The 18,756-nt window shown below is 45.2% G+C and carries 23 protein-coding genes and 1 pseudogene; 14 read left to right on the top strand and 10 right to left on the bottom strand.

Annotated elements, in window-relative coordinates:
* Positions 1-137 precede the first annotated feature (137 nt).
* The 3 genes from QT992_RS30395 to QT992_RS30385 all read left to right on the top strand — a co-directional run bounded on the left by QT992_RS30395 (position 138) and on the right by QT992_RS30385 (position 1,745).
* Entirely contained in the window at positions 138-584 is a 447-nt protein-coding gene (locus QT992_RS30395) for a GNAT family N-acetyltransferase (protein ID WP_333341906.1), read from the top strand.
* The gene (locus QT992_RS30390) at positions 581-1,258 is read left to right on the top strand and encodes a hypothetical protein (protein ID WP_333341908.1); all 678 of its coding nucleotides are present in this window, start codon (positions 581-583) and stop codon (positions 1,256-1,258) included. The genes QT992_RS30395 and QT992_RS30390 overlap by 4 nt, the downstream gene beginning before the upstream one ends.
* Positions 1,259-1,538: 280 nt before the next feature.
* Entirely contained in the window at positions 1,539-1,745 is a 207-nt protein-coding gene (locus QT992_RS30385; protein ID WP_333341910.1) for an element excision factor XisI family protein, read from the top strand.
* 59 nt (positions 1,746-1,804) lie between these two features.
* Here the strand turns inward: QT992_RS30385 and QT992_RS30380 are convergent, their stop codons facing one another.
* The 3 genes from QT992_RS30380 to QT992_RS30370 all read right to left on the bottom strand — a co-directional run bounded on the left by QT992_RS30380 (position 1,805) and on the right by QT992_RS30370 (position 3,084).
* Complete coding sequence (locus QT992_RS30380; protein ID WP_106331790.1) at positions 1,805-2,158, bottom strand: hypothetical protein; 354 nt, start codon at positions 2,156-2,158, stop codon at positions 1,805-1,807.
* A complete protein-coding gene (locus QT992_RS30375; RefSeq protein ID WP_333132781.1) occupies positions 2,155-2,490 on the bottom strand; it encodes a DUF5674 family protein in 336 nt (111 codons plus the stop codon). The genes QT992_RS30380 and QT992_RS30375 overlap by 4 nt, the downstream gene beginning before the upstream one ends.
* Positions 2,491-2,646: 156 nt before the next feature.
* Positions 2,647-3,084 carry a hypothetical protein gene (locus QT992_RS30370; RefSeq protein ID WP_333249260.1) on the bottom strand — a complete coding sequence of 146 codons (438 nt, stop codon included), beginning with the start codon at positions 3,082-3,084 and terminating at the stop codon, positions 2,647-2,649.
* Positions 3,085-3,447: 363 nt separating this feature from the next.
* On the opposite strand from QT992_RS30370, the gene QT992_RS30365 reads away from it, so the two are divergent.
* Positions 3,448-5,406, top strand: a complete 1,959-nt coding sequence (locus QT992_RS30365; RefSeq protein WP_333341912.1) for a bifunctional 3'-5' exonuclease/DNA polymerase — start codon at positions 3,448-3,450, stop codon at positions 5,404-5,406.
* Positions 5,407-5,518: 112 nt separating this feature from the next.
* Here QT992_RS30365 and QT992_RS30360 read toward each other — a convergent pair whose 3' ends face one another.
* The 4 genes from QT992_RS30360 to QT992_RS30345 form a co-directional block, all read right to left on the bottom strand.
* The gene (locus QT992_RS30360; RefSeq protein WP_333341914.1) at positions 5,519-6,955 is read right to left on the bottom strand and encodes an NCS2 family permease; all 1,437 of its coding nucleotides are present in this window, start codon (positions 6,953-6,955) and stop codon (positions 5,519-5,521) included.
* A gap of 34 nt (positions 6,956-6,989) precedes the next feature.
* Positions 6,990-7,316: a hypothetical protein gene (locus QT992_RS30355; protein WP_333378411.1), complete on the bottom strand. Its 327-nt coding sequence runs from the start codon at positions 7,314-7,316 to the stop codon at positions 6,990-6,992.
* Between the two features lie 19 nt (positions 7,317-7,335).
* Positions 7,336-7,929, bottom strand: coding sequence for a Rieske 2Fe-2S domain-containing protein (locus tag QT992_RS30350; RefSeq protein WP_333341918.1), 594 nt, complete (start codon positions 7,927-7,929; stop codon positions 7,336-7,338).
* Positions 7,930-8,014: 85 nt separating this feature from the next.
* Positions 8,015-8,272 (bottom strand): transposase, encoded by a 258-nt coding sequence (locus QT992_RS30345; protein WP_333341920.1) that lies wholly within the window; start codon positions 8,270-8,272, stop codon positions 8,015-8,017.
* 167 nt (positions 8,273-8,439) lie between these two features.
* Here QT992_RS30345 and QT992_RS30340 point away from each other — a divergent pair, with 167 nt between their 5' ends.
* The 8 genes and pseudogenes from QT992_RS30340 to pqqE all read left to right on the top strand — a co-directional run bounded on the left by QT992_RS30340 (position 8,440) and on the right by pqqE (position 14,268).
* Positions 8,440-8,703, top strand: a complete 264-nt coding sequence (locus tag QT992_RS30340) for a DUF6444 domain-containing protein (protein ID WP_333341922.1) — start codon at positions 8,440-8,442, stop codon at positions 8,701-8,703.
* Positions 8,704-8,708: 5 nt separating this feature from the next.
* Positions 8,709-9,003 (top strand): annotated as a pseudogene (locus QT992_RS33805) (IS66 family transposase); the annotation flags it as partial.
* Between the two features lie 162 nt (positions 9,004-9,165).
* Positions 9,166-9,330, top strand: a complete 165-nt coding sequence (pqqA, locus tag QT992_RS33800; RefSeq protein ID WP_445305385.1) for a pyrroloquinoline quinone precursor peptide PqqA — start codon at positions 9,166-9,168, stop codon at positions 9,328-9,330.
* 15 nt (positions 9,331-9,345) lie between these two features.
* Positions 9,346-10,587: a PQQ-dependent sugar dehydrogenase gene (locus tag QT992_RS30330; RefSeq protein WP_333341925.1), complete on the top strand. Its 1,242-nt coding sequence runs from the start codon at positions 9,346-9,348 to the stop codon at positions 10,585-10,587.
* Positions 10,588-10,963: 376 nt separating this feature from the next.
* Entirely contained in the window at positions 10,964-11,866 is a 903-nt protein-coding gene (gene pqqB, locus QT992_RS30325; RefSeq protein WP_333341927.1) for a pyrroloquinoline quinone biosynthesis protein PqqB, read from the top strand.
* Positions 11,867-12,021: 155 nt separating this feature from the next.
* Positions 12,022-12,780 carry a pyrroloquinoline-quinone synthase PqqC gene (pqqC, locus tag QT992_RS30320; protein WP_333341929.1) on the top strand — a complete coding sequence of 253 codons (759 nt, stop codon included), beginning with the start codon at positions 12,022-12,024 and terminating at the stop codon, positions 12,778-12,780.
* 125 nt (positions 12,781-12,905) lie between these two features.
* Positions 12,906-13,169: a pyrroloquinoline quinone biosynthesis peptide chaperone PqqD gene (gene pqqD / locus QT992_RS30315; protein WP_333058621.1), complete on the top strand. Its 264-nt coding sequence runs from the start codon at positions 12,906-12,908 to the stop codon at positions 13,167-13,169.
* The gene (pqqE, locus tag QT992_RS30310) at positions 13,162-14,268 is read left to right on the top strand and encodes a pyrroloquinoline quinone biosynthesis protein PqqE (protein WP_333341931.1); all 1,107 of its coding nucleotides are present in this window, start codon (positions 13,162-13,164) and stop codon (positions 14,266-14,268) included. The genes pqqD and pqqE overlap by 8 nt, the downstream gene beginning before the upstream one ends.
* A 40-nt stretch (positions 14,269-14,308) precedes the next feature.
* Here the strand turns inward: pqqE and QT992_RS30305 are convergent, their stop codons facing one another.
* Positions 14,309-14,476, bottom strand: coding sequence for a hypothetical protein (locus QT992_RS30305; protein ID WP_333341933.1), 168 nt, complete (start codon positions 14,474-14,476; stop codon positions 14,309-14,311).
* A gap of 48 nt (positions 14,477-14,524) precedes the next feature.
* Here QT992_RS30305 and QT992_RS30300 point away from each other — a divergent pair, with 48 nt between their 5' ends.
* On the top strand, positions 14,525-14,662 hold the full coding sequence (locus tag QT992_RS30300) for a hypothetical protein (protein WP_333341935.1): 138 nt from the start codon (positions 14,525-14,527) through the stop codon (positions 14,660-14,662).
* 118 nt (positions 14,663-14,780) lie between these two features.
* On the opposite strand, the gene QT992_RS30295 is transcribed toward QT992_RS30300, so the two are convergent.
* The gene (locus tag QT992_RS30295) at positions 14,781-16,073 is read right to left on the bottom strand and encodes a transposase (protein ID WP_333341936.1); all 1,293 of its coding nucleotides are present in this window, start codon (positions 16,071-16,073) and stop codon (positions 14,781-14,783) included.
* Between the two features lie 203 nt (positions 16,074-16,276).
* A complete protein-coding gene (locus QT992_RS30290; RefSeq protein ID WP_333341938.1) occupies positions 16,277-17,950 on the bottom strand; it encodes an AAA family ATPase in 1,674 nt (557 codons plus the stop codon).
* Positions 17,951-18,112: 162 nt separating this feature from the next.
* Between QT992_RS30290 and QT992_RS30285 the strand changes: the two genes are divergently transcribed.
* On the top strand, positions 18,113-18,688 hold the full coding sequence (locus tag QT992_RS30285; RefSeq protein ID WP_333341940.1) for a hypothetical protein: 576 nt from the start codon (positions 18,113-18,115) through the stop codon (positions 18,686-18,688).
* Positions 18,689-18,756 lie beyond the last annotated feature (68 nt).

The following is an 18,756-nucleotide window of genomic DNA, read 5'->3' as shown; positions in this document are numbered from 1 at the left end:
ATGATTGGTGTCAATCTCAAAGCAGCAGCTTAAATTATCATCAGTATTTATACTGATCGCATAACTGTTATGCTCCCATCCTGACCTCTGTTGCCCAAAAGCATTTAGATGATGCCGCAACCCTTTGGGAACCAATATTGAGGGGAAGCGGGGAAGAGGATGAATACTGGGATTGGGTGAGCAAAAGCTATCGAACTAAATTTTTACCGGGAGATGAACTATATGCCATTGAGTGCGATGGCACAACTCAGGGTTTAATGACAATTGATATCCTAAAAAAACGCTGCTATATTGAGTCTCAATTAAGACGTAGATTGGTGTATGTCAGAGCCCTAGCAACGGCTCCTTGGAATCGACATGCTATCACCAATCCTCCTACTTATAAAGGAGTAGGTGGAACTCTGATAGATTTTGCGATCGCCCGCAGCGAAGAATTAGGATATCTAGGAAGGATAGGTTTGCACGCTCTGCCGGGTGCGCTACCATTTTATAGAAAGTTGAGAGTGGGGCTGTTGGACTGCGGCCCAGATCCTGAAGAACCCGACAATCTTAATTACTTTGAAACATTAAGGACAGAAATATGAGTAAATCAATTCCCTCCGAGCCTCAATCCACAATAAATGATACAATCCGCCACCAGCGTTTGATGGAACTGGTAGAAGCTGAAGATGCAGCTAACGGAGAAGTTGGCTGTGGTCGGAATTTAGGAGATCGACCTTCAGTTTATCTAAAAACCTGCGGCATCAATATATCTGATGAGAAGTTAAGAAATTTGTTGAGGGAGTATTTAGGTCATTTATTGATGGAGGTAGATTTTGACTCGATCGTCACCCAAGTGAGTTATTTTATAGAATCGCTAGTAGTGCAAGAAAGCACTCGAACGTCTAATCCACAACCGAAATTAACGCCCTTTGAATCAGTTGCAGAATACATTCCGGCACGAGAACTCAAACAGTGTATTGAATCGGAATTGGGTGAGTTTTGTTCGTCAAACGCGATCGAGCAAATTGTTCTGTATACTTGCCAAGTAATGCACAATTGTGTTCTACAACCCCGACATAAGTGGCCCCAACCTATTTGGGTGCTAAGCTCTCTGGAAAAAGTGTATATTGCTCAGGCTTCTAGTTTAGATGCAGCAATTGCCCGAGTGAAAGCACAGTATCCGCAAGAAACCGGAGAATTGCAAGTAATAAAAGTCGGAGGTCTTCTTGCGCCCGATCGAGTTATTTCCTTGGACTTAACTGACGATTTTAAATAAAAAATTTGGATAAGAAATATCGTTTTGGTTTTCGATCCAATCCAGGAGATCATTGAAAGATGGATAAACTCGAACGCTACCGAAGCTTAATCTAAAAAATCCTCGAAGAATACCAGCAGCTAACTTCGGGCAATTCCGATGTCGAATCTGTTTTGCTGTTCGACCCGATTCGCGAGCACTAAGTAACCAAACAAAATTAATTACATAAAGACTCTTTACGCTTGTAAGGGTTTGAGCCGAGAATCTGTGTAATTAATTATGTGCAACTACTTATCTTCTCATGAAAATGGGATGGCATCAAGATAACCGCATCAACCGCAATGTCATTCACGTTCGCCTGAAAGACGGAAAAATCTGGATTGAAGAAGACCGGACTGAGGACGGTATTGCAACTGATTTACTGCAAGCAGGAGTGTCCCGCGAAGATATTGTCCTTGCCTTTCATCCACCGCGTTTGCGTCCGTTTACGGAATTTGCAACTGCGTAACGCGATCGCTCTTATGGAGAAAATAGCACATCGCGCATCAAGAGCGATCGCGCACTTGTCTAATTCGCAGCCAACAAACCCGACATATTCAGCACTTTTTCTGACCAGATTTTTACCTGTTCGCTAACTTTTATTCGTTGCTGAACGTTCGATCGAATCTCAGCCCAAGAATACTGCCAGCAAGCTAACTGAACCTGCAACTCAACTAACTCAGCAGCTATTTCTATCTCTGTATCGGCAGCAGTCCATTCAATAAACAGCTTGCTTTCTTGCAGTAAATCTTCAATTATTTCGCCATGAGCTGTATTTTGACAGCGGGATTTGATTCGCGCTAAATTTGATGCTAAATTTCCCAGACGAACCGGCAGTTCGTCTCGCAAATAGCGTGACTTTAAAGCATTCCAATCTCTCATAACTCTCCTAATAGCCGTTGAACGATCTGAGCAACTCGATCTCGAATCATCGGATCTTGAATTTCCATCGAACGATTGTTTTGGCGGGGGCGGATATTGATGAGAGATTCATAACCTACTTCTTGTGTCAGCGGATACCAATCTGCTCCCCAAATATCTACTTGCTTGCTCCCATTTTCCAGCAATACAGCTTCGCAGTCAGCGTGAAGCTCTCCACCACCAGCTAAAATTCCCCGTTCGATATCCACTGCCAGTTTAATATAACTGCTCAGGATTTCCAACATTTCTTCAAGTTGCTCTTTGGTAGCACGCTCTTGTATCAGATTAATCATCTTTGTCTGCGCTTTCGATAAACTACTTTTTAAGTTACGTTAACTGTGCTTGCCTCAAAAGCAATTGCTTGCCGAACAATACAACATTTTCCACTGGATTTAGGAACATCAAATTGATGCTTGATAAGTATCATTGTAGAATAAATTTAGTTATATTTATCCACAACTCGGTAAATTACTGTCATATGCTAAATATTCTATCAAATAAAATGATGCACTTTCTATCTCCCAATCCACCCATTCTAATGGGTTTTCAAAAACACCTTCTAGTCCAAATAAGCTGACAGTTTTACCAACATTTGGAAAATCATCATCTATAACTGTTCTAGAGGTTTTTTCGAGAGGCTTGAAATCATGGGAGCCGGGAGGCTCTTCTACATATCCGGTTAATTGGCGTACCGATGTTTTGACTCCATCGAAAATTAGGTAAGATTTTGGCAGAAAAGTTATTTCATTTTGGGGATTAAGTGGATGATTTGGTAGCAAGCCGAGTTGACGGGTGGGAATGACAATTTTTGAATCGCGGATTAAAGGTCGATCTAAATTACAATTTGTGAAATAGAGTAGGTCAAAATGATTGCTAATTACAGTCATTGAATTTTCTCCAAAGTAATCGTTTTTATGCTCGCTAGCGGGATTTGTAAAGTGCGATCGCTTATAGGGTTTCCCTGAAATATTTTATCTTGAATATAACATAAAAAAGGTTTTTTTACGTGCAGTTGGAGAGTTTTTGCTGCTGTCGTTTGCTGCCGCATCTGTTCCGATTTCAGGATTGTTAAGATTGCGATAATTGTCAGTTCGATTGACAGCGCGGATCTCGGGTTTACCCCAATTACTCCTGTTACTCATTACTCATCACTCATTATTTGGTCAAGATTGCGCTGCTTCAACTCGATCGAGTTTATTTTTTAAACCGCGATCGCGATCGCAGCTTTGAAAATTTTTGGCGATCGTGCAATGAAACCGCTAACTCCACAAGACATCCTCAAGCGTTACTCAAAACACCGGACAGGTATTGACAGCCCCGGCTCCTTTCACTCTCCTTTGGAAACGAAAGTAATGATGAGAGCTAATCCGCCCCTTAAGCCTGAAATATTAACAGCTATTCCAACTATTTTAACCGATAAAAATCAAAAATCTCAGTTGCAAGCTACACTTAAAACTCCTTATCAACTAATCGATACTGCTTTCAATCTTGAAACAGCCCTTCAACCATTCCAACCAGCAAAAATCATCGGTATAGACTGCGAAACGACAGGGCTTGACCCCTACAAAGCCAAAATTAGATTGTTACAACTTGCCATTCCTGACCATCCAGTAATCATTGTAGATTTATGGGCCATTGAACCGAGTTCCCTCGAACCATTACGCTTGCTCTTAGCGAGTCCTGCACTGAAGGTAGGTCACAACCTCAAATTTGAATGGCAAATGCTCGCTTTTGCCGGACTGGAACCATCGAAACCCTTTTTCGATACCTATTTAGCTTACCGAGTGCTGACGGCTGGACTAAAACGGCATTTGTCCCTAGATGCTGTCACTGAGAATTTGTTGAAAGTAAAGCTAGACAAAACGCAGCAAGTTAGCGATTGGTCGGCAAACTTAACACTCGCTCAACTGCAATATGCTGCTACCGATGCTGCAATTTTACTCCCGCTGGCTGCTGCTCTGCAACAAAAACTGAAAGCTTCTAAGCTTTGGAAAACTGCTTTACTAGAGTTTTCCTGTCTGCCTGCGGTGGCTTCTATGCAACTCAACGGAATGCTTTTAGATAGAGAACAGTGGAGAGTTTTGGGAGTGAAGCTCTGTCATCAACGCGACTCTCTTTTAAAACAAATTAATTCACAACTCCATCGACCTAACCCTAATCAACAAATCTCTCTCCTGCCGGAATTTACGGATACAATTAATCCTCGCTCTCCCAAGCAAGTTCTAGCGGCTTTGCAACAGAAAGGCATTCCTGTTACTTCCACTAACTCTCAACATTTAATTCCTTTGCAAGGCGAGTATCCTGTGATTCAAACACTGTTAGAGTACCGCAGCTTATCTACTCGTATCGACACTTTTACTCTGGGTTTGCCAGAACACATTCATCCGATTACAGGGCGCATCCATCCCAATTGGTTTCAGATTGGTGCTAGATCAGGACGGTTTAGTTGTCGAGAACCGAATTTAACGAATATCCCCAGAGATAAGGAAACCCGACAGTGTTTTAAAGTAGAACCCGGTTGTGTCCTGCTGAAAGCCGATTACAGCCAGATTGAACTGCGGATCATGGCGAAGGTTTCCGGCGATCGCACGATGGTGAAAGCTTACTCCAAAGGGGAAGATTTGCACTCTCTGACCGCTTCTTTGGTGCTGGCAAAACCCTTATCGGAAATTACTCTCGAAGACAGACAGCTCGGTAAAATTATTAACTTCGGTTTAATTTATGGCATGGGAGTTACGAAATTTAAGAATATGGCTCAAGCAGAGCATGGAGTCACTTTAACGCTGCAACAAGCTTCACACTTTCGTAAGAAGTTCTTTGAATCCTATACAGGTATCAAACAATTTCACGGCAAAGTTCGGAGCGCCTGGAGCCGAGGTATTCGAGAGAGTCGGACAGTCTTAGGCAGAAGGAGATTATGGTCAAAAGATACTAAACCGCTGCTTAACGAAATGCTAAATAACCCAATTCAAGGGATGAGTGCTGACATTACTAAACTCGCTCTTGCTCTCATTTTTTCACCTCTAAGCTGCACGGAGGCTAAACTGATTTGTGTGGTTCACGATGAAATTTTAATAGAGTGTCCTATCGAAGAAGTAAAGCCCGTTAAAGCAATGCTTAAAAAATGTATGGTGAGAGCCGGGAATAAATTTCTCTCTCCGATTCCTTGCGAAGTTGAAATTAAAGTGATGGAAAGTTGGGGAGGATAAACCCGCCCGACCCCACGAAAAATCCCCTGATTGACATTGCTGCAAGATATCAGGGAGATCGAACTTGATATAAGTGATTCACACCTAGCAGTTGGATCTCGCCTGAGCCGGCTCAGGCTGCTGAATGATGAAACCGCAGCGACATAAAGATGAACCGAATCACGAAGATGCCCGCTACGACCCAAGTTCCCCCAGACACTTCCTTGGCTCTACCTTGGCAGGTTTTCACAATCGGATAGGCAATAAATCCGATCGACAACCCTTCCGCGATCGAATACGTTAATGGAGTCAGGAAAATCGTTAGAAACGCTGGAATCACTTCTGACATATCATCCCAGGGAATTTCTTTCACCTCGGCCAACATCATCGCGCCAACAATCACCAGCGTCGGCGTCGTTGCAAAAGCCGGAATCGCTTTAAACACCGGAATGAAAAACAGCGACAGCGCAAATAATCCTGCCACAACTAAAGCGGTAAACCCTGTTCGACCGCCTTCGACAACGCCTGCGACCGATTCAACATAAGCCGTCACGCTCGACGTACCGAATATCGGAGCGATTGTGTTGCCAATGGCATCTGCCATCAGTGCTTTATTGGCACGCGGCAGCTCGCCATCGGCTCCGATATAACCAGCCCGCATTCCGACACCCGTTAACGTCCCGATGGTGTCAAAAATATCAACAAACAGAAACACAAATAGCACTGCAATCCAGTCAATAAAATTCTCGGAGTTCAGATTAGCAATTCCCAGAAATGCTTGACCAAAAATGTCTTTTGGCAGTTCCGGCAGCGCAAAAAATCCTTGAGGTGGGGGTGAAACCTTGAACAGCCAAGCCCAAATTGCAGTTCCAAAGATTCCAAATAGTAACGCACCTCTGACGCGCCGCACCACCAATCCGGCTGTAATCGCTAAACCCGCCACAGCCAGTAGCGTGTTCGGTTCTGCTAAACTGCCAAACGCCGTTTTTGTGGCTGGATTTGCCACAATCAATCCGGCCCCCCCATTAACAACATCTCCTGACATCCCGATGTAGGCAATAAACAAGCCAATCCCACCTGCGGTTGCGTGCTTGAGCGACTTTGGAATTGCCGCGATCAATAACTTACGTACATCTGTCAACGTCAGAAGCATAAAAATTAATCCCTGAACAAACACGCATGACAGCGCCAACCGCCAATCGATTTTCAGTCCGATTACAACTGAAAAAGCAAAAAAGGCATTTGTTCCCATTCCAGGCGCGAGCCCGAACGGGTAGTTTGCTAAAATTGCCATGCAGAAGGTTCCAACTGCCGACGCCACAGCGGTTGCTACAGCCAATTGCGAAAACAAATCTCCAGGCTGTTGTAGAAAAATCGCGTTTGACAGAATAATCGGATTGACGACTAAGATGTATCCCATCGTCATGAACGTGGTGATACCCGCGAGCGTCTCTGTTCTGAAATTGGTTCTGTAGAAATCAAACTGAAAGAACTCTGCCAATGCTGCTTGCCAACCTGTGTAGGATTGCTTTGGTGGAATTGGTTTTTGAAATTCTAAATCAGCGCTCATGGTTTGGATCTCCGAAATTTAATTGAGATAGGAGTTAGGGGGTAAACGATCGTCCTAGACCCAATGCCGCCAATCCTTTGCGATAGGCGATCGAGCTTTTATCCCCGGCAATGTGGACTTCATCTTGCAGCGCGATCGGTAAATCTTCGGGATACTGTTCTTCAACAATGTCCTTATCTTCGCCAAACACTTGATGATTAAAGTCCAGCGTGTCTTGCAGCGGTGCATCTTTGTCAAAATTGCGGCAAATCGGCACAAATAAGCGCGTTTTGCGGGCTGAAACCGGACAGGCAGCATTCAGGATGTGTAACTGCCCGTTCCCAAAGGTAACGCTTAACTTCGCTGTGAACGGCAGCCACACTTCAAACAATCGACGCCGCTTAAACCCAGGCGGACTCAGATGCTTTAGATTGTGCGGATCGTTGCTCACAGTGCTGACATCCCGCAGCGCGAAACCCGTGCGGTAGTCGCCGGGCGGGATAATCTGGCACTTCTGGATTTTCGCGCTCACCAAAGGATTCGGTGTGAACAAACGCAAAATGACTCACATCCAGAAAGCCTTCGACTTGACGACCTGCGGCAGCTTCGTGAGCCACGCTGCCTGGCAGAACCTGAATATAGTCTGGATCGTTCCATTCCTGAAAGTATGGAAAATGCACCGAACCGTTATCCACCAGCCTTACCCACACTAAACCATAGCGTTCGATGACAGCGTAGGTCGTCAATTTCAGCCGAGCGGGAATTGCGGCATCCGGTTGAGCGGGAATACGCGTGCATTGACCGCTTTTGTCGTAGCGGACGCCGTGATATTTGCAATCGAGCAGCTTTGCGGCAAACGGTCGATCCGTGACTTCATGCGAGAACGCGATCGGATACCAAAACGGCGCAAGGGCTTTCCCATCAGTTTCACTAAAGGTGCAGTTTCGAGGCAATACAAACGCAGAATTGCACGATCGTTCTTGTATAGTGTGCATAATCCTGTATGCGAAATACCGCTGAAGCTTAAGATATTAGAAAGCTTACTTCTGTACGATTTACTACATACAGCGTATTCCAGGTTTATAAAGTACAGTACCAGCTTGTAAACCAGTTTTTAAAGTGCTTAATATTAACCAAATCAAGCGCAGTAGCTAGTAAAATGGCTACCATCTTGGTAGTAGTGGGCGAAAACTTACGTAAAAAAGCTTTGAGTTGTGACCACCATAATTCGCTCGGATTAGAGTCAGGAGAATATGGTGATAAATTCAGGATACTGGCACCAGTCGCTTGAATCAATGGTTCAATCACCGCCAATTTATGGGCTGGTAGATTATCCATAACAATGACTGCACCTTATCAGGCAGGAGGGAGAATGTGGCTCCACAACCAATGCTTTAACGTAAGGATTCAGGTCAAAAAAGACTTAAGTGTCAAAAGCTGGTAAAATAAACAAATGAAAAAGACCGCACCCACCAGAGAGCAGAAAAAAAACCGAAATCGAGCAGTTGAGCCAAGCTGAAGGAGTGGAAATGGTACTGGATCTGCAAAAAATTATTGCACAATTGCAAGAAAAACTAGCTATTGCTGCGGGCAAAAGTCGAACCACCAGTCAGACTTCATCCAAACCCCCATCAACGGCTCCGATCCAAAAACCAGATAAACCAACAGTTAAACCAGAAGCCGACCAAAAAAAGAAACCAGGCGGACAACCAGGTCTTGACGGGGAGAACCCGCAAAGGGTTTGGACGAGTAGACAGAACCGAAATTAGCTCACCCCACATCTATCTCAGGGCTTAAAGAATGGCTATGGACGGCTAGTGGAGAAGGATTCTGTTTGTTTCATGCGGCAGATACTTGTGTGACGTGTGGAAGTAGAAACCATGCTGGGTACAGAACTTGCAGGAGTCTTAAGCTCAGATGATTTCAGCGTTTATAATGTTGGGAAAGTTGCAGCCCAACAGAAGTGTCTGGCTCACTTACGACGGCATTTCAAGAAAGTGCTGGGACTTCCTGGCAACAATAATGCAGCAGTCGCTCAAATATTTCTGTCCTTAATAGATGAAGCTTTTATCGCCCATGAGTCGGGAGCGAAAGACAAAGGATCGACTGTTCTCGATCGCGGATTCATCCCTCCGATAGGTCGATCGCTTTTTAAATTTTGCGCTATAAATGGAAATTGCAACAGCATCAAGCACGCTCCGAACCCAGCTTTAAGTTTTAGGAGAATTTTCATGGCAACGCAAAACCAATCTCAAACCTCACAGCAAAATTCCGCTAGCGACGATCGCCCTGAATCTCGGCAGCCGATCCGCACTTCTGAAGATTGGGAAAAACCAGAGATCGAAGAATTCGATTTGTGTTTGGAAGTCACCGCCTACATCTACAACCAGCAATAGCAGGAAATAACTATCATGCTTTTGTTGATAAAACACTCAATTCGGAGGATTGGGCTGGTAAGTGCTGGAATCACGATCGCAGCTTGTTCTGCCGCTCCCCCAAATACGGCTGCTGTTGCCCCTAATGTTGCCCCTACTCCTGCCCCTACTGCTGAAGCATCGCCCCTTCAAGCAGTATCTCCAAGCAGCACGGCTCCGGGGTTCAAGCAAGCAACGGTCGCGGAAGGGTTAGAACGCCCCTGGGGCATGGCATGGCTGCCCGATGGCAGTATGTTGATTTCGGAAAAAGCAGGGCGACTGCGGTTGCACAAAAATGGGGTGTTGGAACCAACTCCGATCGCGGGCGTGCCCTCGGTGATGTCATCAGGCCAAGGTGGATTGATGGATGTTTCCATTCACCCTCGATTTGCCGAAAATCGATTTGTGTATCTGACTTACGCCTCGGGCAGCCCCGATGCGAATCGGACTCGCATTGCCAGAGCGACATTTGACGGCAAAGCTTTGCAGGATTTGCGCGTCATCTTCGAGGTGTCTCAAGTCAAGTCGGGTACGCAACATTTTGGATCGCGCATCCTGTGGCTGCCGGATGGCACCATGTTAGTCGCGATCGGAGATGGCGGAAATCCACCGGTGCAGCTAGAAGGCGCTCTGATTCGGAAGCAAGCACAGAATTTAGGCAGCCGTCTGGGCAAAATAGTGCGGTTAAACGATGATGGTTCAATTCCTCGCGATAATCCCTTCGCAACAAATGCCAATGCAGATCCGGCTATTTGGAGTTACGGACACCGCAATATTCAAGGGATAGCCTTCGATCCGGGAACAAAACGAGTTTGGATAACGGAACACGGGGCGCGCGGGGGCGATGAATTGAATCTAGCTGAAGCGGGCAAAAACTATGGATGGCCGCTCGTCACCCACAGTCAGGAGTATGCAGGCGGCGAGATTTCACAGGAGCGATCGCGCCCCGGTATGGTAGATCCAAAAGTCGTTTGGACTCCGGCAACGGCTCCTTCTGGACTGGCATTTTATACTGGCGATCGTTTTCCTGCTTGGAGGGGCAATCTGTTTGCCGGGGGCTTAGTTTCTCAAGACGTGCGGCGGATCGAGCTCGATGCAGCCGGAAATGTCCTCCGCCAGGAAGAAATTAGCATCGGGCAGCGGGTGCGGGACGTGCGGCAAAGTCCAGATGGGTTGCTGTACGTTCTCACAGATGACTCGAACGGTAAATTGATTCGGCTGGAACCGACTAATAACTAAGGTCGATTAATCAAACAGAATTCAGGAGTCACAAGTCAGAATGAATTTAGGAGTCACAAGTCAGAATTAAATTCTGTAAGACGGGCGCATGAATAAATCGGTTCCGCGTTCCACACTAACAGGATTTACGCCTCAAGTAGTTTGACAAACAAACTATTAGTAGCGGTAAGGTGCGCCACAAGCACCATACATATAGAGCTGGTGCGTAAGTTCCCACCAAATTGAAAACTGGTGGTCTACAATTATTGGCAGGTCTAAATCTCTTACTAATGGATTCTCAGTTCTGAATTCTTCTTGATTCTGACTTCTGAATTCTTCTTGATTTTGGCTTCTGAATTCAGAATTCTGAATTCTTATTTTTAACGGATTTTGATAGATGATCGTGAGAATTTTGGGAGCAGCGGCGGGCGGGGGATTTCCCCAATGGAACTGTCATTGTCGGGGCTGTGAAGCGAGTCGATCGGGCCGGGCAACAGCGCTAACTCAATCATCGATCGCAATTCGATCGAACGGCGGGGATTGGTTTTTAATTAATGCTTCGCCGGACGTGCGCCAGCAAATTGAACTAATGAGAGCGCACAACTGTTTTGCTCCGCAAAACGGGCGATCGCTGCCTTTTGCTGGCATCATTTTAACGGATGCTGAAATCGACCATACGACTGGGTTGATGCTGTTGCGGGAATCATCGCATCCTTTAAAAATTTACAGTTCCGATCGAGTCAAATTCGCCCTGACAACCGGCTATCCATTATTTTCGACACTGCAAAATTATTGCGGTGTCGATTGGTCGCCTCTAGATGCTGCCATCTCGCTGGCATCCGATCTGGAAGTCGAGGCTTTTGCACTTTCGACAAAACCGCCGAAATATATGCAGAACGAAGATCGATCGCCGGATGAAGTTTGGGGCGTAGGATTGACAATTCGCGATCTCAGCACTGGTAAAACTCTAACTTATGCACCGGGATTGGCGGCGATCGACGAGACAATGCAGCGCCGTTTAAATGCCAGCGATTGCATCGCGATCGACGGCACGTTTTGGACTGAGGACGAACTTCCAGCCTTAGGTGTTGGAGCGCGATCGGCACTGCAAATGGGACATTTACCTTTATCGGGAGAGCGAGGCAGTTTGCGGCAGCTTGAAGGACTAACTGGGTCGCGCAAAATTCTAGTTCATATCAACAATACCAATCCAATTCTAATTCCAAATTCTCCTGAGCGACAAGCAGTTGAAAGTCAAAAGGTTGAAATTGGTTGTGATGGATTAATGTTTGATTTGTGATATTGCAATCATAAATGATTCATAAATTTTTAGCCGACCCCAATTCCCCAAACTCGCTCGGGAGTAAGAACTTCACAAATGATTTTCCGTAATGCAAGCATTTTTTATTAGGCCGAGCGAGCGGACGCGAGATATAGCAATGCTGAAAATATGCAATGATAAATTCATCACAAACTAGATCCGCTCGAACCATGCAAGAATTATTGTCACCGATTGAATTCGAGAATTTGCTGCGCCAGCAACACCACCGCTACCACCACCTGCACCCGTTTCACCAACGCATGAATGCAGGAGAATTGACTCCAGAAGAAGTTCGGCGCTGGGTAATTAATCGCTTTTATTATCAACGCAATATTCCGCTTAAAGATGCTGCAATTTTATCGAATTGTTCCGATCGAGAAGTGCGGCGCGAGTGGATTCAACGCATTATCGACCATGACGGCCGGAATATCGATCGCGACGGTAGGGGTGCGGAAGCAGGAGGAATTGAAGCATGGTTGCGATTGGGTGAAGCGGTGGGACTGTCGCGCGATCGACTGTTGGACGATGGAAATGTTTTGCCCGGAGTGCGATATGCTGTCGATGCTTATGTCAATTTCTGCAAGACTAAACCTTGGATTGAAGCGATCGCATCTTCGCTGACAGAGTTGTTTGGACCTGATGCAATTCGCGATCGATTGGTTGCGTTGGAAAAATACTATTCATGGATCGATCCGAGTGGATTTGATTATTTCCGAGTGCGATTGCATCAAGCCCCTCAAGATGCTCGCTACGCACTGAATTTAGTGGTGCAAAACTGTCAGACTGTTGAGATGCAACAGAAAGCTGTTCGGGCATTAATTTTCAAATGCGATCTGTTGTGGAGCCAGCTTGAAGCGATCGAACGAGGAGACACTCGTCCCTCAGAAACATGAGGGGAGAGGGGAAGATTTTAGATTTTAGATTGGGGGATTGGGAGATTGGGACAATTACTAACTGTCAACTATCAACTGTCAACTGTCAACTGTCAACTATCAACTGTCAACTATCTTGAAAACTAATGAATGGTAACAGTTATCCCTATCTTGCTTGTGGAGTGCGGCTGTTTTGGGATGAGATCAGGCAACAGCATTTTCTCTTGTTTCCCGAAGGCGCAGTCAAACTGAATAAAACGGCTTGGGCAATTTTAAAACTGTGCGATCGCCACCATACGACCGACGAAATTATTGCAGAATTATCCGCGCAGTTTGCTAGCCCCAATGTAGAAGCAGATGTCCGCCAACTAATCGCTCAAATTTCGCAGCGAGGTTTTTTAAATGAATGAAATTGCGCTACCTTTTAGCTTGGTTGCAGAGTTAACCTATCGCTGTCCTTTGCGCTGTCCCTACTGCTCGAATCCGATAAACTGGAGCGATAATTCTTACCAGCAAGAACTCCAGACAGAGGATTGGTTGCGAGTAATCCGGCAAGCTCGAAAGTTGGGTATTTTGCAGTTGGGGCTGACTGGTGGAGAACCTTTGCTGCGCGAAGACTTAGAAATATTGGTCGAAACCGCGGCCGAGTTAGGACTTTACACGACATTAGTTACGGCCGGAACTTTACTCACAAAAGAACGGGCGGCAAATTTAAAAAACCTGGGTTTAGATCACGTTCAAATTAGCATTCAAGATAGCCTCGCGGCGCAGTCCGATCGCATTGCCGGAACGCGATCGTTCGACCAAAAAATCGCTGCGTCTCAACTGGTAAAAGAGTTAGGTTTGCCGCTAACATTGAACTTTGTTTTACACCGTCAGAATTTGGATCGCCTTGAGGAAATGCTATCGCTGGCCGAGATGTTGCAAGCCGATCGCGTTGAATTAGCAAACACTCAATACTACGGTTGGGCGCTGCACAATCGGGATGCTTTATTGCCGACTCGCGAACAGTTAGCCCGCGCGGAACAAGTGGTGAAAGCAGCTCAACAAAGGCGCAAAATTCCAATGGGAATTCTCTATGTTATTCCAGATTACTACGCTCAATATCCCAAACCTTGCATGGGCGGTTGGGGGAATCGGACGTTAATTATTACTCCCAATGGCGACGGTTTACCGTGCCAAGCGGCAATGGCAATTCCCGATATTGAGTTTGGCAATATTCGCGATCGCGCGCTTGATTGGATTTGGTTTGAGTCTGCGGGAATGAATCGATTTCGCGGTACGAATTGGATGCCGGAACCTTGTCAGAGTTGCGATCGTAAAACCTTGGATTGGGGTGGTTGTCGCTGTCAAGCATTTCTGTTAACCCAAGATGCACGGGCTACCGATCCTGTTTGCCATCTTTCACCGCAACACTCTCAAATTCGATCGGTGTTAGATAGATTGTCCGTGCACAAAGAAGATTTTGTCTACCGCGATCGCTCGGCAGGAACAAAAGGATTTAATTAAAAAGGGACAATCTGGAATTGCAACCTCTATTAATCTAATTTTAAACAGAATGGCAATCGCCATTCTTCCACCGCTTAAACAATTCCGGCATCACCAACTTTTGCGAAAAAAAGATTGGCCCCCAAACTATCAACAATCCAAAAATAATCAACCGCAGATTTTTCAAAAATTGTGCCAACCAAACCGCCAATTCCTGAATAGTAGCCAATCAGCCATCTCCGAATCAAACATGGATAGATTTGAATTTTAGCTAGCAATGCTGCAAAAAGGAGCAGAGAAACTAGAGAAAAAAATAGCTAACTTTAATACAATTGAGGGATATTGTTGGCGGCTGCTTGGCGAACATCCGAGTTTGCGGGTTTATCAGTTGGTTGTGGAAGTCGAAGGAGATTGAAGGGAATTGATAGCTATATCACACCGATGTATTGTATCCCACAATGGTTTTAAGCAATAGCGAGATAAATGCGTCCGAAGTAAAAAGAGTAAGATGCGAATAGCTGGTAAAAGTATAGTCATTTATAGACATGGGAGGCTTCAAGCCCCTCCCCTTTCACTTTTACTTTGAGCGGATTAACCCGCCTCGGCTGAATTACGCAGCTCTCTATCCCATTGCTGAACGCATTTGGGATTGCTTTTCTAAGGATGTTGTACGAAGCATTAACATCAGAGTTAATTAATTGACCGATTGATGTTTTGTACAAACCTCGCTTGATACGCTTACCAGTAAACATCGGCTCTTTTTCTGTTTTCCCGTAGACAGGGATTGGGTCTAGACCCACGAAGTTGGCCCGCGATGTGTAGGATTCTTCCTGCACAATTACTGTGATTCCCGCCAACCGAGCTTTGTATTCCAACATCTCAATCAATCGAGAGTGAGGAATACTAACAAAGTTTTGGTTGGTAGGCTTCCCGAGATCAATTTCAGTTTTCCACTGCGCGTTCTTGCCAATTACTAGCGTCCCAATCTGCTTGGCAGTTAAAATGTCAATAATTAGGCGGCTGGCATGATGTAAGTAATTGTCAACTTTCTGATTGCGACAGCGAGTTAAGCGCTGAATCCGGGGTGAAGTTTTGCGGTTCCCTTTTAACTGGGATTGTAATCGTGAAGAGCGTTTGTTGTAGAACTGGTTAATCGATTTCAATGGTCGCCCGTTGATCAACAAAGGGATAAATCCCGGTTGATTTGAAGTTAACGCCACTAAATTATCTAGTCCTAAATCAATACTAGCTACAGAATTAACGTTGCCCAGGGTGGACTCCGGTTCACTTCGACTACGCTCAGTACAAGCATCATAAATTACCTCAATTACATAGGAATCACATTTCGGAACCAGCCTAACTTGGCAAATCAGATGGGGAGCGACTTTGGTTTTGATTAAAAGTTCAGTACCCGAAAGTTTAATGATTCCTTTCTTCAACTGTTTACTACTAATTGCTTGAATCGTGTAGACGAGAAGGTTTCGCCCTTTGGTTTTGTCTTTGTACTTTGGCAATTTCGGGCGACCCGTGAATTTTGAAGAATCAGCCTTGTAAGCTTTAACTGCTTCAAAAAACGATTTCCAATTCTTGTCTAACACCATTAAGATTTGCTGGCTTACTTTGGCAGGCAAAGCCTTGTAGGCTTCATGAGACTTCATCAATCGGTTCATTTCGTTATAACTGACATAACCCCATCCATAAATAAAGCTCTGACGAATGACGTAATTGGCGGCATTGTAGAGGTTTTTGGACTTGAAAGCTAGTTCGTCTATTTGGGCGAAACGGTGTTCCGTTGATTTAATGATGTGCCTCTCTGTTAGTTGCATTTGAGACTTCCGTTCTTTGGGCTATGCGTATTTCTTGTCCAACACTCACAACAATATAATACCATTATTGTTTATAATTGCTTATAAACTCAATGAAGTTTTACAATACTTCTCTTGTTTGCACCGCACCATCTAATGCGGCAGAAATCTTGGAATTGATTTTCGGTGCCAATAAAACCCTGCTATTGCTGTCGATCGTACACTCAAGTTTTCTCGTAAGCAGGTGGCCGATACTCGAATAATTCTTGCTCTGCCGCCGCAAATTTAGACCCATCCCTCCCAGAAGCAGGCCGAGCAAAGGACGCTTTGTTGCGAATCCCCTGGATATCTTCAGAAGAACGCTCAGACGACAGCACAAACTGAGTTCTCTGATAACGCAGATCGGCCAATTCAATTTTACCAGGTCGCCCTTCACAATAGGCTCGTTCAGCACAGCGTTTTACTGCGATCGCAATTTCAGCACTCGTTGCTCCGGCATAATCAGATAGTAGCGAATACCACTGTCTGTCGCTCCAAAGATTCTCTTTTCCTTCCCCAAACTGCTCTGGGAAATACTTAGCTAAGTGCAAATTGAAAATCTCATAGCGAGCGCCGCTGTGTGGCAAATCCACAAACCAGATTCCGCCGTCGTCAAATCTGCGGATAAGTTCAGCCGGCAGCATTTCTAAGCGGTTAACAGTAGCTAACATTAACACGGGGCTTTCATGCTCCTGCATCCATGTGAGCAATTTCTGCGACAGCCGCCTAGCTACACCGCCATCAGCATTTGATTCCCAGCCAGAAAAACCCTTGTCAAAATCGTCAAAGAACAGCACGCAGCCGCCCAAATTATCGGCTGTATCCAGCATTTTGTTGAGAGCGCGATCTGGATTAGAGGAACCTAGAATATTGCCCCAACTTGCTGCTAAAAGCGCATAACCTAGCTTCTTAGCAGCTAGCTTTGCACTCAAACTTTTGCCCGTCCCCGGCGGCCCCCACAGCAGCATTCCTTTGGGAGGTCTGAGGTGATATTTCTTGGCATCAGCTTCTGACAGCTTTACGACTTCGCTCAAATAAGCGTCTAATAAATCTAAACCGCCAGCATGAGGCACGTCTGGAGAAGCAATGAACTCCAACCCCTGGTCTCGAAGTTGCGATATTTTATGCTCCAATACCAACTGTGCGATTTGGACAACTGAAGCAGTCACAGAGAGCGATCGATCTAACACTAATTCAATTTCAGCAGTTGGCAGCCCTAGACTCGAAACAGCCAGCCGTTTTTTAGCAGCTACCGCATCTGAACCAAAATCAAGGGAACAATTGCGATCGCAAAAATTATCTACAAGAACTTCGACTTCAAAACGATCGGGTAACGGACATTTGAGTAGAGGAATTAATGGACTTAGCTTTGATGGCAGTTGGATGTACTCACCCAGCAGTACCCAATATTGGTTGGCTGAACGCCCTTTCAGCTCAAAGAATGCGTTAGCCAATTGAGAATAACGGCGGACAAGAGGCTGTTCGGTACTGTCTGACTCCAAAATGTCCTCTAACAAAAAGATACCGGGGCAGTCATTTTCCAGCAGAAATTGCAGGACATCACTCTCGACAGATAGCTCAGTTTTACATAAGACGCATTCACTATTATACATCTGGGAAATATCTGAAACGCTTGTCATATCTGAATGACAACCTAAATTCGGGAGATGTTTATCCAAACACCGCACCTGTTGAAGAGTTGCATAGCCCGGATTCCAATAATAAACAGGTAAACAACACTCATTAGCGTACTGATGAAATGATGACAAGATTGTTTGGCGATCGGCACTGTAATATTCGAGGGCAATAATGGGAGTTTGAATAACTCTTAAGTTAGACCAGTTATTGAAAATCTTCATGCGTTATACACCACTACTTACAGGAGATGTAACATAAAATTTAACTAATGTAATTAAAATTTAACTTCCTGCTAATGAGCGAAATTCTCCCCCTCAACTGGAGGGGGTAATTGTGCCTAACGGCACTCATAAATTGATGTTATGTAAGTTAAATTGTCAATCATGGCCACAACTAAAAAACAAACAGCAGCCACTCCAAATCGCTCTCAGTCACCAGTGCCTGCTAAATCAAAACCGCCTGAAAAGCAGAACAATCAAACTGTCGGCAGTAACAATGGAGCCAAATCAAAACCTCAACCTAACCTCAGCTCCGAGCAACTTGCTGGCGAGCTAGTCAAACAGATTCGCAATACAATTCATAAGAAGTACGGTGTGACAATTCAGCGTCGCGATAGCCGTATTTCGACAAAGGTTGGCCACGCAATTCGCGAAAAACTGGGATTGGATATTCAAGCTCAGTTGAATAAGCGCAACGGCAATGGCAATGGTAAAAAGTTCGACTGGCAAGAGTGGAACAATACTGTGTTTCCCAAGCTAGTTGGCCGGCCCGATGAACTCAAGTATGATGTCGAAGTTGTTGCCTTAGCGATGAGCCAACTTTACGATACAATTGCTGACAATCCACAAGCTGCCATTGCCGATTTAATGGAGTTCAATGCTCAAAGCTTAAAGCGTCGCAATGAGTTAGCTAAATCCTCTGAAGAAGATACTGAAGAACTCGATGAGGACGCAGGGTAATCGCATCTTAATTTCGATGTCATTGTCAAGAAGATTGGCTTGACATTTGACAGAGGGATTCAACGAAA

Source organism: Microcoleus sp. T3_D1, assembly GCF_036700405.1.
Classification (GTDB): domain Bacteria; phylum Cyanobacteriota; class Cyanobacteriia; order Cyanobacteriales; family Microcoleaceae; genus Microcoleus.
The sequence above is the reverse complement of the archived record's forward strand: the minus strand, read 5'-3'. Positions and strand labels throughout refer to the sequence as shown.

Coding starts and splice junctions, on each gene's coding strand:
- QT992_RS30390 (WP_333341908.1), top strand. CDS start 581: ATGAGTAAATCAATTCCCTCCGAGCCTCAATCCACAATAAATGATACA.
- QT992_RS30385 (WP_333341910.1), top strand. CDS start 1,539: ATGAAAATGGGATGGCATCAAGATAACCGCATCAACCGCAATGTCATT.
- QT992_RS30380 (WP_106331790.1), bottom strand. CDS start 2,158: ATGAGAGATTGGAATGCTTTAAAGTCACGCTATTTGCGAGACGAACTG.
- QT992_RS30375 (WP_333132781.1), bottom strand. CDS start 2,490: ATGATTAATCTGATACAAGAGCGTGCTACCAAAGAGCAACTTGAAGAA.
- QT992_RS30370 (WP_333249260.1), bottom strand. CDS start 3,084: ATGACTGTAATTAGCAATCATTTTGACCTACTCTATTTCACAAATTGT.
- QT992_RS30365 (WP_333341912.1), top strand. CDS start 3,448: ATGAAACCGCTAACTCCACAAGACATCCTCAAGCGTTACTCAAAACAC.
- QT992_RS30360 (WP_333341914.1), bottom strand. CDS start 6,955: ATGAGCGCTGATTTAGAATTTCAAAAACCAATTCCACCAAAGCAATCC.
- QT992_RS30350 (WP_333341918.1), bottom strand. CDS start 7,929: ATGCACACTATACAAGAACGATCGTGCAATTCTGCGTTTGTATTGCCT.
- QT992_RS30345 (WP_333341920.1), bottom strand. CDS start 8,272: ATGGATAATCTACCAGCCCATAAATTGGCGGTGATTGAACCATTGATT.
- pqqA (WP_445305385.1), top strand. CDS start 9,166: ATGGCAACGCAAAACCAATCTCAAACCTCACAGCAAAATTCCGCTAGC.
- QT992_RS30330 (WP_333341925.1), top strand. CDS start 9,346: ATGCTTTTGTTGATAAAACACTCAATTCGGAGGATTGGGCTGGTAAGT.
- pqqB (WP_333341927.1), top strand. CDS start 10,964: ATGATCGTGAGAATTTTGGGAGCAGCGGCGGGCGGGGGATTTCCCCAA.
- pqqC (WP_333341929.1), top strand. CDS start 12,022: ATGATAAATTCATCACAAACTAGATCCGCTCGAACCATGCAAGAATTA.
- pqqD (WP_333058621.1), top strand. CDS start 12,906: ATGAATGGTAACAGTTATCCCTATCTTGCTTGTGGAGTGCGGCTGTTT.
- pqqE (WP_333341931.1), top strand. CDS start 13,162: ATGAATGAAATTGCGCTACCTTTTAGCTTGGTTGCAGAGTTAACCTAT.
- QT992_RS30300 (WP_333341935.1), top strand. CDS start 14,525: ATGCTGCAAAAAGGAGCAGAGAAACTAGAGAAAAAAATAGCTAACTTT.
- QT992_RS30295 (WP_333341936.1), bottom strand. CDS start 16,073: ATGCAACTAACAGAGAGGCACATCATTAAATCAACGGAACACCGTTTC.
- QT992_RS30290 (WP_333341938.1), bottom strand. CDS start 17,950: ATGAAGATTTTCAATAACTGGTCTAACTTAAGAGTTATTCAAACTCCC.
- QT992_RS30285 (WP_333341940.1), top strand. CDS start 18,113: ATGGCCACAACTAAAAAACAAACAGCAGCCACTCCAAATCGCTCTCAG.